The organism is Dictyobacter formicarum (genome assembly GCF_016587435.1).
The window spans coordinates 74,744-91,295 of sequence record NZ_BNJJ01000004.1 but is presented as its reverse complement, the minus strand read 5'-3'; the positions used below and the strand labels follow the sequence as shown (position 1 = coordinate 91,295).

The 16,552-nt window shown below is 50.0% G+C and carries 13 protein-coding genes; 4 read left to right on the top strand and 9 right to left on the bottom strand.

Features of this window, described 5'->3' with window-relative positions; translation table 11 throughout:
* Positions 1-91: 91 nt before the first annotated feature.
* Complete coding sequence (locus JMI88_RS07880; protein ID WP_201361262.1) at positions 92-1,381, bottom strand: glycosyltransferase; 1,290 nt, start codon at positions 1,379-1,381, stop codon at positions 92-94.
* Positions 1,382-1,472: 91 nt separating this feature from the next.
* On the opposite strand from JMI88_RS07880, the gene JMI88_RS07875 reads away from it, so the two are divergent.
* Positions 1,473-2,039 (top strand): GNAT family N-acetyltransferase, encoded by a 567-nt coding sequence (locus JMI88_RS07875; protein ID WP_201361261.1) that lies wholly within the window; start codon positions 1,473-1,475, stop codon positions 2,037-2,039.
* A 513-nt stretch (positions 2,040-2,552) separates the two neighbouring features.
* Here the strand turns inward: JMI88_RS07875 and JMI88_RS07870 are convergent.
* From JMI88_RS07870 to JMI88_RS07855, 4 genes are all read right to left on the bottom strand, one after another.
* Positions 2,553-3,914 (bottom strand): sensor histidine kinase, encoded by a 1,362-nt coding sequence (locus tag JMI88_RS07870; protein ID WP_236022886.1) that lies wholly within the window; start codon positions 3,912-3,914, stop codon positions 2,553-2,555.
* A gap of 59 nt (positions 3,915-3,973) precedes the next feature.
* Positions 3,974-4,651, bottom strand: a complete 678-nt coding sequence (locus JMI88_RS07865; RefSeq protein WP_201361259.1) for a response regulator — start codon at positions 4,649-4,651, stop codon at positions 3,974-3,976.
* A 114-nt stretch (positions 4,652-4,765) separates the two neighbouring features.
* Entirely contained in the window at positions 4,766-6,016 is a 1,251-nt protein-coding gene (locus JMI88_RS07860) for an ABC transporter permease (protein WP_201361258.1), read from the bottom strand.
* 12 nt (positions 6,017-6,028) lie between these two features.
* Positions 6,029-6,868, bottom strand: a complete 840-nt coding sequence (locus tag JMI88_RS07855; protein ID WP_201361257.1) for an ABC transporter ATP-binding protein — start codon at positions 6,866-6,868, stop codon at positions 6,029-6,031.
* 784 nt (positions 6,869-7,652) lie between these two features.
* On the opposite strand from JMI88_RS07855, the gene murB reads away from it, so the two are divergent.
* Together murB and JMI88_RS07845 are read left to right on the top strand one after the other, a co-directional pair.
* A complete protein-coding gene (murB, locus tag JMI88_RS07850) occupies positions 7,653-8,738 on the top strand; it encodes a UDP-N-acetylmuramate dehydrogenase (RefSeq protein ID WP_201361256.1) in 1,086 nt (361 codons plus the stop codon).
* Between the two features lie 361 nt (positions 8,739-9,099).
* Positions 9,100-11,928 carry a LuxR C-terminal-related transcriptional regulator gene (locus JMI88_RS07845; protein WP_201361255.1) on the top strand — a complete coding sequence of 943 codons (2,829 nt, stop codon included), beginning with the start codon at positions 9,100-9,102 and terminating at the stop codon, positions 11,926-11,928.
* A gap of 98 nt (positions 11,929-12,026) precedes the next feature.
* Here the strand turns inward: JMI88_RS07845 and JMI88_RS07840 are convergent, their stop codons facing one another.
* The 3 genes from JMI88_RS07840 to JMI88_RS07830 all read right to left on the bottom strand — a co-directional run bounded on the left by JMI88_RS07840 (position 12,027) and on the right by JMI88_RS07830 (position 13,981).
* Positions 12,027-12,359, bottom strand: a complete 333-nt coding sequence (locus tag JMI88_RS07840) for an AzlD domain-containing protein (RefSeq protein ID WP_201361254.1) — start codon at positions 12,357-12,359, stop codon at positions 12,027-12,029.
* Positions 12,360-12,372: 13 nt separating this feature from the next.
* A complete protein-coding gene (locus JMI88_RS07835) occupies positions 12,373-13,068 on the bottom strand; it encodes an AzlC family ABC transporter permease (protein WP_201361253.1) in 696 nt (231 codons plus the stop codon).
* Between the two features lie 82 nt (positions 13,069-13,150).
* Positions 13,151-13,981 carry an AraC family transcriptional regulator gene (locus tag JMI88_RS07830; RefSeq protein ID WP_201361252.1) on the bottom strand — a complete coding sequence of 277 codons (831 nt, stop codon included), beginning with the start codon at positions 13,979-13,981 and terminating at the stop codon, positions 13,151-13,153.
* 256 nt (positions 13,982-14,237) lie between these two features.
* On the opposite strand from JMI88_RS07830, the gene atpD reads away from it, so the two are divergent.
* A complete protein-coding gene (atpD, locus tag JMI88_RS07825; RefSeq protein ID WP_201361251.1) occupies positions 14,238-15,650 on the top strand; it encodes a F0F1 ATP synthase subunit beta in 1,413 nt (470 codons plus the stop codon).
* 29 nt (positions 15,651-15,679) lie between these two features.
* Here atpD and JMI88_RS07820 read toward each other — a convergent pair whose 3' ends face one another.
* Positions 15,680-16,489: an AAC(3) family N-acetyltransferase gene (locus tag JMI88_RS07820; protein WP_201361250.1), complete on the bottom strand. Its 810-nt coding sequence runs from the start codon at positions 16,487-16,489 to the stop codon at positions 15,680-15,682.
* Positions 16,490-16,552: the final 63 nt, after the last annotated feature.

The window sequence follows — 16,552 nt, the reverse complement described above, 5'->3', positions numbered from 1 at the left end:
AAACTCATGTATTGCCGGGAACGATCTCATAAGAGAGTTTCCGGCAAAAACATTGCCCCCGCTAGCAAACTGCTTTGACAATTTTATCAGTCTAATCAGCGGCCGTATTTCTATCAGAATTTGAAGATCGCTCACTGCTTGATTGTTGAATCGACCGCGAATAAACTTTTTCCAACGCATCCAGATAGCTAAGAACCATCATTGGCAAAAGATAGTGCTTGCCTACATACCTATGTGCATTTTGCCCCAGTTGCTGCCAGAGATCACGCCTCTGCAGAAGTTCCAGCGTACGCTCAGCGCATGCCTGCGTATCATCCACAATATAGCCATTCTCACCATCGACCAGTTGAGTCCTCAAACCAGTTGCTGATGTACCTATGACTGGCTGATTTTTCCACATAGCCTCCGTCGTTGTCAAACCAAACCCTTCACGCGTTGAACGCTGCAGAATAACACTGGAATAGCGCTGAAAAGCATTGACCTCATCATCGCGGATAACAGCTGGATCATACAAAAAATGAATATCTTTATCATCCTCGGCATAACGCTGCAGGTCATGCAACACCTCAACAGCCCCCTTATCATCGGTAGCCTCCATCGCACCCACAAAGGCAAACTGGACCGTTGGTATTTGCTGCTTCACCAGACGATAAACATCAATAGCCTGCCAGGGATTTTTCCAGCGATCGTAACGCGCCACCTGGGTTAGCAATGGACGTTGAGTATCGATTCCACACTGTTGTAAAAGTTTTAGTCCATGATCGCGGGCCATGGAAGCATTCTTGCGCCGAAAAGGATCAATCCCAAGTGTTATCACATGGGCCAGTTGTGACTGGATCTCAGGGAAAACAGAAAGCTCGCTATTAAAAATACATAACTGATATGAATCTAGAAATTCCTGCATGTAGCGTTTAGCTTGAGGGTTAGGTTGGGCTGTATCTACATGACAGAACCAGACGGCTGGCTGCAACCATGGATAGAGTTGAGCCAGTGGAACAAGCTGGTAGTCATGCACCAGATATATATCAGCCTGATCTTCATGCTCAGAAAGTCGAGCCTGGCCTAGCCAGGTCAAAAACTTTTCACGATCCGCCGCGGAAATCTCGCCCGGCTCATTTCCTTGCAATAAATTCAGCAGATGGGTAGTAAAGTGGCTGGCATCCTCATCTAATTGAATGATTTTTCTGCTATGGGTGATATCAAAATCGCGCACGATAGGGTCCAATCCTTCAAGGATTTCCGCCACACCGCCCCCTTTAACAGTTGTATTGATATGCAAGACGTGCAACCCGCGCAGATCTGATGCCTTCTTATAGATAGTATTTAGTACATCTTCGCCAACAGAAGTTGCATATTGGTCTAATTGTTTAGATCTTTTCATTTAGTAGCACTCCAATATAAAAAACACTTCTCATATTTTGTACGGAAGAGTAGAATAGTCAGATACTCAACCACAATAAGAAGGGATCTTTATGATGACAACCCCAGGTTTTTTTACCCCATTTAAGCGGATCGTATTGCATTTTCCAGAAAATGAACCATATGGCCTCCGCTCCATTGATGACAGTTTTCCTGTTACCCCAGAACTGCAGCAAGAGATCGTCGCCATCTGCAACGAGCCATTGATCTATAACAGGCTCTTCCGCGAGCGCATGCAGGGACAACCATACGGCCTGGAGAACGTCAAATACTTCCTCAGTTGGGCACAGGAAGGCTGGCGAACCAATGGCTGGTTCGTCTTCCTCGTCCTTGATCCATTGGGCCACGCTGTAGCGGCTATCGATATCAAGTCCAATAATACCGATGATGCAGAAATAGGCTACTGGGCCAGCAGCAAGAGCCGTGGAATTATGACTAACACGGTGATAGCGCTATGCGAAAGTGCCAAAACAGCCGGATTTCGACGTCTGTATGCCATGGTGGCGCCAGACAATGCTCAATCTATTGGCGTTGTCACAAGGGCGGATTTTAAGGCAGCCGGAAATGCAATAAGGGATGGGCACCCCTATCTACGTTTCAATAAAGATTTAACTAATTGATAAATACTAACGTACTACATTTTCATTTCAATTGATATTGACGAAAGTGTTAGCCCGTGCTAATATCTTAGTAGAGATGTCGGATATTAGCACGGGCTAACATATTTCGCAGTGCAGCCGATAAATAGCCATAACACAGCAAAACATATTTTTGACATAGGTAAATTTGAAGATAGCGACACGAGAGCACTCGTTCAAAGGAGATGAGGGCGATGAAACAAGTACGTAGTGGACACACATGCGCTCTTTGTAATGCCCCATTAAAATGGTGGAACACCCAGTCCTGCATGGATTGTGGCAGAACTATTTGCAGCCGTCATGCCTGCACATTAAAGCGTCACCACAGTTCAGTGCTGCATTCCTATTGTGTCCATTGCTCCAGTCGCCACGCAAAATTCTCCATCAGTCCACACAAGCCAGGAGAGCTATTGCACATCTCATAGATACGAATAGATGTATGAAGAAAATAATCGAGAACCATTCAGCCATAGCTGGATGGTTCTCGATTATTGCTCACCTTGTATGATCAGGGGTTTCAATTCTCATTTTTGCTGCCTGTGGCAGCGGGGGACGAAGAGCTTTCGTCGATTGTTCAACCTCAAGTGGCAATCTGACCTCTATCGTAGTTCCCTGACCAGAAGTGGAACGCACACAAAGCTGTCCTCCAGCATGCTCAACACGTTCAAGCATACCCCGTAAGCCATAATGCCCATGAGGACTCAGGCACACGAGGCTGCCATCTTCTCGATAGTTATAATAGGCCTCTGGCAAGCCAACCCCATCATCCTGAATTGTCAACACCAGTTGATCTTCTTGCTGGCTAATACGCAGGTTGACATGTGTGGCATGAGCGTGTTTCTCAATATTTGCTAGCGCCTCCTGGCTCACCTTCCAGAGGATCTCTTCAAGCGAAGCAGGCAAACAGGTCACATCGGTTTGCAGGGTGTATGTAACACGTAGACCAACACGCTGGGTCAATTCTCGTACTGAACGCTCAAGGGCCCGCTGAATACGCTCACGCTCCAGCACTGGTGAACGCAGATCAGCAATACTGGCACGAAGACCTGCCATACTCTCACGAGCAATCACTTTGGTAGCTTCTAGCTCTTGCTCACAACGTTCAGGATCACGTTCGCGTAGACGCTGCGCCGCCTCTAGCTTGACAGCAATCAACACAAGCGCATGACCAAGCGTATCATGCATCTCACGCGCCAGGCGTGTCCGTTCACGCAGTATCGCCAGTTCTTGCTCCTGCTCCACCGATTGCTCCAGACGACGATGGGCCTCCTCTAATTGCCTGTTCGCATGTTTAAGCTCTCGGAAGAGCCTGTTACGAGCAAAACGTTCTGCTACGAGTTTCTGGAACAGCATATTCAAACCAGTCAGGCCATAAATAGTCATAGACTGGCTAACGATACTGAACAACAGCTCCGTTTTTAACGGCCATATCCATAATCCCTGGAAAGAAAAGAGGGTAAGAGCGATCACGCTGACCATAAGAAGCAAACGACGTGAACTAAACAGGCCAAAGCAGAGGCCAAATACAAGATAAAAATTCCAGATAAAATTGCGATCGATACACGAGAGCAGAAATACCGAGAGATACATACTGCTCCATACCGACAAAGCATAGGGCAATGGTGGAGGCCAATGCTGATGATGCGCAAGAATTGGGATCGCATACAGTAAAAACGCAATAACTGAGAGCACAATGCAGGTCACGCCCCGCCAATCTCGCAGATAGCCTGGCGTATTTGCAAGCACAGCAAAATCTAAGATAACCAGATAGAGGAAAACAAAAATAACAAAGCCCACCATCACACGTTTAAAAGTACGTTTAAAAATAATATCATCTGTCTCTATATCTGAACACATCACTTTTATTTTCCTCTCTCGATTCTGCGGTTCCCTGATCGAACACAAGCATAGAGACTTTAGAATAACTTGCGCTCACGTGCAAGATGGGCAGCCTGAGTGCGATTTTCGGTTTGGAGTTTGCTCAGAATATTCGAGACATGATTTTTAACTGTTCCTTCAGCCAGTACCAATCGCTCCGCTATTTTGCGATTACTGGCACCTTCAGCCAGTAATTTAAGGATCTCGATTTCACGGGGACTCAGATCTTCTTCTGGAGAGGTGCGTAGAGACTGCGGCCTGGAACTACGTTCTTTACGTCCAAATTCGATGAGCAGTTTGTTGGCAATCCTGGGTTGGATAAAGGGTTCACCGGTATGAACCTTGCGAATGGTTGCCATCAGCTCGGAGGCGGGCACATCTTTGAGCAGATAGCCCATGGCGCCAGCTTTAATGGCATCAAAAACATAATCTTCATAGTCGAAGGTGGTCAGGATAATAATATGTGCCTGCGGATGGCTTTCGATCAGTGCAGTTGTAGCCTGAACACCATTCATACGAGGCATTTCTATATCCATCAGAACAATATCAGGCGCCTTGTTTTCGTCGCGCAAAGCTATATAATGTTTGACCGCATCTTCGCCATTGGCCGCCTCTCCAATCACCTTCATCCCTGGTTCCAGTTCAAGAATCGTGCGCAATCCCTGGCGCATCAAGGTCTGATCTTCACAAATCAGAATACTGATCTCGTTGGTCATAGTGCTGTATCTTTCCTGCAAGCTACATCATTCTCACCTCATCCATTATCGGTGAGGAACACGCCGCTGTCAAACCACCTTAAAATTGTTTTGGCAGCGGTATAATCTCCAATATTATGCAGCGACGGCCTTCGGTTGAAAGCTGAAGAAGCGCAAAGCAAGAATGAAGCAAATGACGCCATAAATCAGCAATCCGAGAATATCAGGCAGTACCGCCGAAAAACTTTTGCCAAAGATCATGGTTCCGTTAAGGCCCTCCATTGCCCAGGCGGTGATACCAACCTTTGCCAGTTGCTGCATCCAGGCTGGCTCAATGAAGAGCGGCCACCAGGCTCCGCCAATAGCTGAAGTGATAAGTGTCACCAGACTAACCACAGGATTGATCTGGCGACGTGTTTTGACCAGCGACACAAGCAGAATACCAAGACCAGTAGCGGCAAAACTGGTTGCAATCAAGAGCATAATAACGGTTGGCCAGGAACCGATATGCATTTTGAAGACAAAGTAGCCAACCGCGAACAGCACTGTTAGCTGAGCAAGGGTCAGCAGAAATTGTGCCAGCAGTTTTCCACCTAATAACGCATATTTCTGGATCGGCGCAATCAGCAAACGTCGGAAAGTACCATCCTCTTGCTCCTGCAAAATCGTGGCGGCAACCGCATTCAAGCCAAACAGCGAAAAGAAGACAGCATAACCAGGCACAACCTGATCAAATGGTCCGACTTTCGTGGCCTGTCCTACCGTCTGAGGGACAATAGCTTGATCGCTGGTCTGACTGGCCTTGACGACCGCGGTGCTAATCGCAGCGTCATCGATGGTTTTTGGCGCACACACATTTCCCGGCTGACTACACACCATATGCACCTGCCCCGCCGATACCTCAGCAATACGCTGCTCCTGCACAATATTGTTGATGATATCCCGTACAACGGTAACGGATGCGTTAGTAGTATTAGGCAGAGTATAAAACTGTATTAAATTCTTTGCTGTACTGGCAGACTGTCCAGCATCCATCACGGCCTGACTGGCGCCTGCAGGAATGACGATACCAACATCTGCTGCATCATTAGCAGCGGCAACTTTTGCGGTCACTTGAGCGGTATCGGGATATTCATTGACAGTGATCAAAAGGGTTTTCGTATCAACTTTGAGCGCATGGCTAATAGTATTACCAATACCAGCATCGTGATTGCTTAAAGCCACCTTGATTTTAAGTTGAGAGGAACCATCTCCAAAAAGATTGCCAAAGGCAAAGCCCACCACCGAAATCAATACCAGAGGTACAACAAGCATCAATATTAATGCGCTTCTATCTTTGATAACCTGCAAAAGATCTTTTTTCGCAATATACCAGAGCGTTTTCATATTTCCTCACTTTTAGTCACGCAATGTTTTTCCCGTCAATTGGATAAACAGTTCCTGCAAACCATGGGGCCGCTGTACTTCCTGCTGCCGATCGCGCAACGCCAGCAATTGTTCTAGCGTACCTAAAGCGATGATCTTCCCTTCATCCATGATCGCAATGCGATTACAGAGCCGCTCGGCCTCTTCCATATAATGCGTGGTATAAAGGAGCGTGGTTCCCTGATCGCGAATGTGCTCGATGGTGGTAAAAATGTGCTCGCGGGACTGTGGATCAACGCCAACGGTTGGTTCATCCATCATCAGAAAGTCAGGTTCGTTCATCAGGCCGATGGCCATATTGATGCGACGCTGCATACCACCTGAAAACGTCTTTACGGCATCCTTACGCCGCTCATAGAGCCCCACAAAATTCAATAATTTTTCGGCACGCTGCTTACATTCTTGCTTCGATAGACCATAGATCTTGCCAAAGAACTCCAGATTTTCCAGCGAATTCAGATCCTTGTACAGGGCAATTTCCTGCGGAACGACCCCGATAATACGCTTAACCTCTCGGACATGCCTGGACAACGAGAGTCCGTTAACGCTTACATCTCCGGCCGTGGGCTTCAAATACCCACACATCATATTGATCGTCGTGCTTTTGCCCGCCCCATTGGGACCAAGCAAGCCAAAAATTTCGCCTTTGCCAATCGTGAACGAAACATCTTTCACCGCTTCATGTTTGCCAAATGTTTTCACCAGATGCTGTACTTCAACGACAACATCGCGACCATCGCTCGGCAGATGGATCGGTCCCGTGGAGGTAGTATTGATAGTATTTGATACAGAAGTTTTTGTTGTTTTTTGCATAAACAAGCGCTCCTCATACGCTAATATGTATAGCTCTTTCAAGCTCAAGCTAAGTATAACGCGACAAGGAGAAAGGAAAGAAGTCCGAAAAGGCATATCTGGCACTATGACTTTCGTCATAGTGCCTCGGGCTCGCGCCTGATGATCTTTTACTTTTTAATACGGTATAAAAATACCTCTTGCATTCCCGCCTTCGGCGGGAGGAGGGGGAGGAGTGGTCGGGGACACCCCGAACCCCGGCAGGAGGGCCTCGCCGGCCCTCCTGCACCTCCCCGCTTTATACCTGCTTTATTTGTTAAAGATCATGCGGCGCGAGTCCGGTTAGGTGTGTGGTGGGCGCAGTCGCGCCCACCACACACCACATTAGATGATTGGGCACCGACAGTGAACCTAACTTTCGACATGGTGCCAGAGACGCGCACCTGCGGTACGAGGCTGGTTTGATGTGGTGTGGTGGGCGCGGTCGCGCCCACCACACCACATCAAATGACCGAGCACTGGAAGTGGAGTAACTTTCGCTTCTTAAATGTCGTGATATCCCTGTGATATAGGGGCAAGAAGCAGTGATAGTTCTGTGATAAGGCAAGACTATGCTAAGAGAAACAACAGCGGGTACATAGAGGCGCAGAATCATTAATAGACCTGTAGAATCATCACCGGCATTGATCCTGGCTGCCGTGAACAGGATAAGAATTCTACGATTTCTAACTACCTGCGTTGCTTGTGCATATGATCCAGATATCGCACTGATAGGATTTATATAGATAAAGGAGCGAGGTTACATATGCAAGATATAACACCACCCAACAACTCTCCGATCAGCAACACACCGCCGTTTGACCTGATAAATACCGCAGCCTTTAATACAGATATGGCATACCAGCATTTGCAAAGACGCTTTGGGCCACGCGTGCACAGAAACGAGCCGCTCGCTCAGCACAGCGCTTTTGGGGTTGGGGGAACAGCTGATATCTGGATTACGGTGGAGACACGTGACGAATTGATCGGCCTGGTCAGTCTCTGCGCTGAAGAGCACTGGCCCCTCCTCCTCATTGGCAATGGTTCAAATATTATTTTTACCGATGCCGGTGTGCGTGGTATTGTAGCCAGAATGACGGGATACGACTATCAGATCAATAAGGAGCCCGATGGCAAGACCATTTTGAGCGTAAGCGCTGGATCAAGCTGGCCGCGCCTCGCCTACGAACTGGCACTGCTGGGTTGGGGAGGCGTAGAATTTGGGATCGGCATTCCAGGCACCTTAGGCGCCGGAATCGTCAGTAACGCGGGCGCCCACAACCAGGAGCTAGGCGAAGTATTAGAATCGATCGATGTCTTAGATGCCCGTGGCTGTAACATTGAAGGAGACTCGCTCTCACTACCAATCAGGCGTCGCTACACTAAAGATGAACTGGATCTCGCCTATCGCTATAGCCGCTTCCGCGCCGGCCACGAAAGCGTATTTGACGAGCAGAACAACATCTTGCCGGTCCCGCATCTCTTGATCGAACCAGCCGAAATAGTCATGACGCTGAGCATACGATTACATCAAGAAACCCCACAGAAATTAATGGAAAAGCTCAGACAATATCAGCAAGAACGTAAAGAACTTGAGCCACTGCATAACCATACCGGCCCCATCTTCAAAGATCCTCCCGGCCAGCAGGCCAGCAAGCTGATCGAACAGGCGGGCATGAAAGGTTTCAGCATGGGCACGGTCCAGGTTTCAGATCGTAACGCCAATTACATTGTCAATAAAGGCGGAGCTACCACCAGCGACATCCTCTCTTTAATCAAAGAGATGCGACGCCGCGTCCAGGATAAATGCAACGTCAAGCTGGAACTCAATGTGGAACTACGTGGTGAATAAATAGCAGAAATGTTCAAGCGAGCACTACATGGCCCCGTCGTCATGTAGTGCTCGCTTGAGCTTATAAGCTCCAGTCGCAAATTGTGTGCAGTCAAAGCTACACAATTTGCGTCCCAGAAGGCAAAGATAAAACAAGATGAGTACCGTATTAAACTCACAAAGGAAGTTTCCAGTGAGCTAAATCCCTTGTTCTATCTAAAGCTATTATAAACTGTAATGCTCACAATAAACTCACACCGCAACTAAAACATATCACAACGAGATCACAATTGCATGCATCCATTGCCCTTACCTGCTACAATAGGAAGTAAAGTTGAGTATAGAATGTCCGCGCCCTCGGCAAGCATGCAAGGATAAAGTGATGAGCCAGCATAACCCATCTCACGGAACACAGCTACGGCGCTATTTGCCCGCGCAGATGAATACCACGATCGGGCGCGATGCAGAAATCCTCCATGCATGCTCATTATTGCGCAATGAGCACATACGCTTGCAAACCCTGACTGGCCCTGGCGGCGTTGGTAAGACGCGACTGGCCCTGGAGATCGCCTACCAGATGCGCGATTTTTTTGCTAAAGAGGTCTTTTTCGTCCAGCTGGCACCTCTACGCGAGCATACGTTTGTGCTCTCAACGATCGCGCAGGCCGTAGGCATTGAAGAAACGGGACAATACTCTATCAGCGAGGAGCTGCAAGAGTACCTGCGCAATAAGCATATACTGCTCGTACTGGATAATTTCGAGCATGTTATGGCGGCCAACGTCGCCATTGCCGATCTGCTGACAGCAGCGCCTCAGCTCAAAATCCTGGTAACCAGCCGCGAAGCTCTGCACATTTATGGTGAGCATGAATTCGAGGTCCTACCGCTGGCCCTTCCCGTATCTGATCAACAACAAAAGATCGTGCCAGGCGAACCTTCCGACGCCATGCGACTCTTTATTGAGAGAGCACAAGCCGTCAGGCCCACCTTTATACTACATCAGGATAACATCCAGGCCATCGCGGAGATTTGTATTCAGCTCGACGGCCTCCCACTGGCTATTGAGTTGGCCGCCGCCCGCTGTAAACTATTAAGTCCACAAGAATTGCTCGAACGCCTGCATAGCCGTCTGCGTACCCTGATCGGTGGAGCGCGTAATCTATCGCCCCGCCAGCAAACCCTGCGCAATACCCTGGACTGGAGCTACAACCTGCTGAATGAAGAGGAGAAATACTTCTTTCGGCAGCTAGGTATCCTGACCGGTAGCTGGACACTGGAAGCCGCGACCGCTATCGCCCAGAGCGAAACTACGTTTGAAGAGGATGCATTAAGCTTACTCAGCTCGCTGGTGGACAAAAGCCTGGTGCGCGTAGCCGATAATACGGGTCCTGAAACCCGCTTCAGTCTGCTAGAAACGATTCGTGAGTACGCGCTTGACTGCCTCAAACAAAAGCAGGAAATGATCGAGGCACAGAAGCGCCATGCCCGATTCTTTGCCGCGCTGGTCGAAAGATGTGAGCCACAGCTCTATGGCAATGAACAACCACTGTGGTTGGCGCTCCTCGATCGAGAGGCAGCCAATATCTGGCTAGCGATGCGCCGGGTCATTGACCAGCTTGAAGTCGATATCGCGCAACGACTGGCCAGTAATCTAGGCCGTTTTCTACAATTGCGCAGCTCTTTAAATGAAGGTCATAACTGGCTAGAGGAGGTTATCGCCATCTCATCCAGCACGCAACCCAATCAATTTCTGGCCCGCATCTACTATAGCGCGGGCACCATGGCCCATCTCCATGGTCACCTGACCCTGGCGCGTAGCCGGCTGGAAGAGTGTCGCCGGCTGGCTGCCCTGACCGCTGATACCCGCACTCACGCCCTGGCCCAGGGAGCGCTAGCCCTGCTCGATTTACACCAGGGTCACTACGATAGCGCACGACAACTGGCGGAAGCCAGCCTCCAAACGCTGCGTGACTCGCCCGATATCTGGTGTCGCGGCATCCTCTATAACATCTGCGGAAATATTGCCAGCCAGCAATGCGATTTCAAAGCCGCCCAGGTACGCTATGCCTTGAGCCTGCGCCTCTTACGCCAGACCGGCGACATCCGCAGCCAGGCCGATGTCCTGATCCATGTCGGTGACACCATGAGCCAGCGCAGCAAATTTATCACCGCCAGCTTTCTCTATCAGAAAGGTTTGCCACTCTACCAAAAGCTCAATGATCGCTGGGGACAGGTAGTTTGCCTGAGTAGTATCGGGAACGCGCTGCGCCTGCGCGGCGACTACGAGGGAGCGCAGCAAGCGTTGGATGCCTGCCTGGAGCTGGCAACAACTCTGGGTATCAGGCGCGAAAGGGCCAATGCCCTGCTAGGACTGGGCAAACTGAACATTAGCACTGGCGCCATCGCACAGGCCAGCCAGCGCATCAAAGAAAGCCTGCACATCACCAGGGAAATAAACTATCCTTCCGGCATCGCAGCTGCCCTCCGCAGTCTGGGAGATCTAGCACGCCTGAACGGACACTATGGCGACGCCAAAACATATTATGAGGAAAGCCTTAGCCTGATGTCTGGCATGGGTAACCAGGTCTCTAAAATCTCCCTATTCTATGGACTGGGATGCGTGGCGCTGGCAAAACAAGATTATGAGCAAGCGGGCATAGAGATCCGTAAGGCGCTGCACCACGCCTCTTTGCTTGGAGATATGCTCGGAATGGCAATTGCCCTTGAAGGCTTCTCCCAGCTATGCAGGGTGCTCGATTTACCTGAACGCGCCGTCCAGTTTCTAGGCACCGCTGCCGCCCTTCGTGAAGGAGTGGCCGCCCCCATCGAAAAGGTATATCGAGCCAGCTACATACAGCAGACAAATAACTATAAGAAAATCATCGGCGACAAAGCATTCAACGAGAACTGGAGCGTAGGCAGTAACATGAGCCTGCCCCACACACTGGGCATGATCGCCAACATCCACCTGCACAAACAGCGCGAAACGCCTGAAGAGAAATCCCAGACAGCCTATCCAGCCGGGCTAACGACACGTGAAGTGGATGTTTTACGGCTCCTGGCAGAGGGACTAACCGATATACTGATCGCTCAAAAACTGGTCCTCAGTCCGCGCACCGTCAATACCCATCTACGCTCAATCTACGCTAAGCTGGGCGTCTCATCGCGTACCGCTGCTACCCGCTTTGCCTTCGAACACAAACTGGTTTAACAACCACCCGGACACTCGGACAAGCGCATTCTATTGTAAGTGTGAAATAGAATAGGCGTGTTCCTTCCCAGAGGGATATGCATGAGTTTTCGCGCAACTTAATGAGGAGACACAAACATCTGCAAGATAAGTAAGCAAGCCATGCCGCTCGCGATTGTCAGCAGGACGTTTTTTGTCCTCCAGGCTACCAGTACCGCGAGGATTCCTGCTATGAGACGAATGTTGCTCAACGATACATCCAGTGAGCCACCGGGAAAGAAGAGTGCGGGCGAGATGAGTGCTGACAGTACTGCGATTGGCACAAAACGTAGAGCCTGCTGAGCTATGGGCGAAATCTGCATCTTACCCATGAACACTATAAAGGACAGGCGAATACCCAGGGTCAGCAGTCCAATAATGATGATAGTTATCCAAAGCCATGCCTGTGACATATTCGGCTCCTTACTATAGCGATATTGGTTTTTTTAACTCTAAAGTGAGGCCGACAGCGATACCAATCAGGGCGGCGACAGCTATCCCTAGTTTCAGTGGCAAAGCAATGACAAGCAGCGCGGTCAACGCGGAGGCCAATGCGGCAGCTGTGCTCACGCGATCCTTGAGCGCGGGCACAACGAGAGCGATAAAAGTAAGCGTAGAGGTAAAGTCCAGTGACCAACTTGCAGGGATGTGCCCACCCAGGAAAATACCCACAGCGGTACTCAACTGCCAGGTCGTCCACAACGCCAGACCGGCACCCAGAAAATATCGATGCTTGTGCCCGTCGTCTTCCGGCTTCTGGTAGTGCAAGATGGTCACTGCATACGCCTCATCGGTCAAGAGGTATGCCAGCAGCCACTTCCAGAGAGGATGGAGCTTGCGGGTATAGGAAGACACTGACGCGCTATAGAGCACATGACGGATATTCACGATAAAAGCGGTCAGGACAACGACAAGCGCGGGCGTGCCAGCCGCAATGAGCTGAACGATCACAAATTGTGCCGATCCCGCAAAGACGATGAATGACATAGCTTGCGCGATACTCGCCGGGATGCCCGCACTGATCGCTGACACTCCATAGACCATACCAAAAGGGAGCGCACCAAACAGGATTGGGAGTTCGTCCCTGATGCCATGTAAGAACTCAGAATGTGATGCTTTCATGGGACGATTATAGAAGGCGAGAAAGGGACTGTCTTGTCTGATATTGCTATTTTTTTATAAATCACAAATCACAAATCGCGAACTACGAATTGCGAATTGAGCCGTACAGTCCAGGTGGCACGCCAACAATGCGCTTAAAATGTTTGGTGAAGTGGCTCTGGTCCGCAAAGCCCACAACTATTGCTGTATCTACACAGGGCAATCCCATACCTAACAAGGACTTCGCATGCCTGATGCGTGTTTGTATCTGGTAGGAATGAGGAGGCAAGCCTACCTGATCTCTAAACGAGCGCAACAGGTGAAATGGACTGAGCCGAGCAATCGCGGCCAGCTGTTCGAGTGAGATATTCTCGGCGTAGTTTTCCTCGATATAAGAACGGACGCGCTGAATGCCCATATGCTCTTTAGCGAACGGACGAGGACGCGGATGATCGTCAGCATAGCGCAAAATTAAGCGCGAGAGGGTCCATAAAATCCGCGATTCCCGTTCAAGGGCGGACGCCTGTTCCTCCAGAGCGCGATGTGTGAGGGAAATTTCGGCCATCATCTCAGGATCGTGAACCACTGGTTCAGCAAAGAAAGGGATATCGCGCGACCGTCCGGTGAGATCAGAAACAGCACGCTGCAAAAGCTCGATCGACGGGTAGAGCGTCCTATAGGTCCAACCGTGCTCGGCTGCGGCCGAACCGGTATGCACTTCTCCAGGATTGATAAACACAATGCTCCCGACTGGCGCTATGTGTTGACGTCTACGATACGCAAACTGCTCTGCACCCTGTTCGATGACTCCAATCACATAACCTTCATGAGTATGGGGAGCAAAAGTATGCTTGACATAGGTCGCGTGGAGCAGTTCAAGATTGCTCAATGTAGCATCATGCCAAAATTTTACATATTCATACTCATGAGCCATAGGTTTCTCCTTCCATCAGACTGCCAGGAGTGTATCGATGAGACTCAATCATAGCATAATTCAGCTCACACGAAAAATGCAATGCCGTATCGTATCAGGCCAGATACTCTACGTTATTTTGCCTACCTCTGGGAACTCGAAATTCAATCGTTTTGCGTTCCCAAAACTACGTAATATGAGTCATATCCAGGCCTCCTTTTTTCTGTACATTAGGTGCAGAAGAAAAAAGTGAAAACGCTATATAAGGAGGCAGAATATGGCAGTTGTGTCATATCCAACCGGAAAAATTGTTCAGGTATTAGGGGCCGTCGTCGACATCGAATTTGAGCCCGCAGAACTACCAAAAATCTATGATGAATTACGTTTAAAACAGCCAGATATAGAGCAGGCGCTGGCATTTGAAGTCGAGCAGCATCTTGGCAATAACTGGGTACGCTGCATCGCGCTGGGGGCGACAGATGGATTACAGCGCGGCGCCGAGGTCATCAACCGCGAACGTCCAATTTCGGTGCCGGTAGGTCCTCAGACGCAAGGACGTATCTTCAACGTGCTGGGGCAGACCGTCGATAATGGCGCGCCAATTACCGATGCGCCGCTATGGCCAATTCACCGCGAGGCGCCAATTTTAGAAGACCAGACCATCAAGGCTGAGATGCTCGAAACAGGCATCAAGGTCATTGACCTGATCAGTCCTTTTGTCAAAGGCGGAAAGATCGGCGCATTTGGAGGAGCCGGCGTCGGCAAAACGGTAATCATTCAAGAGTTGATCAACAACATTGCGCGCAAACATAATGGCAACAGTGTATTTGTAGGTGTTGGTGAGCGCACACGCGAGGGGAACGAACTCTATAATGAAATGATCGAGCGAGGAGTAATCGATCGCGTCTCGATGGTCTATGGACAAATGAACGAACCGCCTGGATCGCGCCTGCGCGTCGCCCTGACGGGTCTAACGATGGCTGAATACTTCCGAGACGAAGAACACAAAGATGTCCTGCTCTTCATCGACAATATCTTCCGTTTCTCCCAGGCGGGCGCGGAAGTTTCAGCACTACTCGGGCGCATGCCATCAGCGGTTGGCTATCAACCCAACCTGGCGGAAGAGATGGGCGACCTGCAGGAGCGCATTACCAGTACCAAAGACGGCTCTATCACCTCGCTGCAGGCCGTCTTTGTTCCAGCAGACGACTACACCGATCCCGCACCAGTCACCACCTTCGCGCACCTGGATGCCAATGTGGCACTAGAGCGCACCCTGTTTGAACAGGGACTCTACCCAGCGATAGATCCGCTGGCTTCAAGCAGTCGCATCATGGATCCCCACATCGTTGGCGAAGAACACTACAACACCACGCGGGATGTGCAACGCTTATTGCAGCGCCATCGAGAGCTACAGGATATCATCAACATCATGGGCGTTGAAGAACTATCCGACGAGGATAAATTGATCGTTACACGCGCACGCAAAATGCAGCGCTTCCTGACACAGCCCTTCAGCACCGCCCAGATCTTTACCAACATGGAAGGACGCTATGTGCCACTGGCAGAAACGCTACGCGGGGCGAGAGAGATTCTCAACGGCCAGCACGATAATATTCCTGAGGGCATGTTCTATATGGCCGGAACCATCGATGAGGTGACGCAACGCTATAAGGATGCACAAAAGTAAAAAGGAAAACGGCGAGAGCGGCGGCAATATTAAAAGCCGCGATGGCGCTTTAGCCAGCCGGTCGCGAAATCTATGGCAGGTCGCTGCTGAAAGAGGCGGCACGCGGCCTGCCCGACCTTACCGCTCAACACCTGCTTCGTCTGCTCAAAGTCCTGGCCGATGGCTGGAAATATATCGGCATCAATCTCGATATCCTTAAAACGCTTCCAGATACGCTGGCCATTTTCGATGATCGGAGCGCCCAACGTAACCTCTTGAGAGCCAGGAATGCGATATTCCGCCAGGTGAAAGGTGGTGTTGCTATCATAGTCAACCCCGAGCAGCAATGCCCAGCCATCCAGCTCATACATGCGTGCCAGGGGTGATTGCTCGCCCAGGCCATATTCTAACCCATGATTAGCGATAATCGCCCGAGCATGCCTGCCCCAGGCCGCAAATGAAACCTGTGGATGATTGCTGCGCAGCACACCGGGATAGGTCCGAAACGTCTCGACAACCACACCCATTTTATAGGATGGAGTAACCTCAGGGCGAAACGCTGGCATCGCCTCATAAATGACATCCCACCAGGGCTGCGGCACAGGCGGACGTTGCCAGTTGGCCGGATCAGAATAATTGCCGCTCTGAGTCGGCATGACCAGGGTACCCTCCTCAGTGAGCACATCCATCAAAGCCTCAACCACCGCAACAGGACCACCACAAACCCATCCTAAAGAGCTCAACGATGAATGGACAATTACCGTCATCCCCGCCTTCAATCCCAGTTGTCGCAAATCGTGGGCCAGACTTTCACGTGTACAAAGGGTAGCGGTCTCCCGCACAACTTTTTCTTCGGACATAAGTATATTCCTTTCTATTTATAACCTGATCAGCCTACCATCCATCACAGCTAAAAGCAAGCA

Excerpts from the sequence above, each read along its gene's own strand:
- JMI88_RS07880 (WP_201361262.1), bottom strand. The coding sequence starts at position 1,381 with ATGAAAAGATCTAAACAATTAGACCAATATGCAACTTCTGTTGGCGAA.
- JMI88_RS07875 (WP_201361261.1), top strand. The coding sequence starts at position 1,473 with ATGATGACAACCCCAGGTTTTTTTACCCCATTTAAGCGGATCGTATTG.
- JMI88_RS07870 (WP_236022886.1), bottom strand. The coding sequence starts at position 3,914 with ATGTGTTCAGATATAGAGACAGATGATATTATTTTTAAACGTACTTTT.
- JMI88_RS07865 (WP_201361259.1), bottom strand. The coding sequence starts at position 4,651 with ATGACCAACGAGATCAGTATTCTGATTTGTGAAGATCAGACCTTGATG.
- JMI88_RS07860 (WP_201361258.1), bottom strand. The coding sequence starts at position 6,016 with ATGAAAACGCTCTGGTATATTGCGAAAAAAGATCTTTTGCAGGTTATC.
- JMI88_RS07855 (WP_201361257.1), bottom strand. The coding sequence starts at position 6,868 with ATGCAAAAAACAACAAAAACTTCTGTATCAAATACTATCAATACTACC.
- murB (WP_201361256.1), top strand. The coding sequence starts at position 7,653 with ATGCAAGATATAACACCACCCAACAACTCTCCGATCAGCAACACACCG.
- JMI88_RS07845 (WP_201361255.1), top strand. The coding sequence starts at position 9,100 with ATGAGCCAGCATAACCCATCTCACGGAACACAGCTACGGCGCTATTTG.
- JMI88_RS07840 (WP_201361254.1), bottom strand. The coding sequence starts at position 12,359 with ATGTCACAGGCATGGCTTTGGATAACTATCATCATTATTGGACTGCTG.
- JMI88_RS07835 (WP_201361253.1), bottom strand. The coding sequence starts at position 13,068 with ATGAAAGCATCACATTCTGAGTTCTTACATGGCATCAGGGACGAACTC.
- JMI88_RS07830 (WP_201361252.1), bottom strand. The coding sequence starts at position 13,981 with ATGGCTCATGAGTATGAATATGTAAAATTTTGGCATGATGCTACATTG.
- atpD (WP_201361251.1), top strand. The coding sequence starts at position 14,238 with ATGGCAGTTGTGTCATATCCAACCGGAAAAATTGTTCAGGTATTAGGG.
- JMI88_RS07820 (WP_201361250.1), bottom strand. The coding sequence starts at position 16,489 with ATGTCCGAAGAAAAAGTTGTGCGGGAGACCGCTACCCTTTGTACACGT.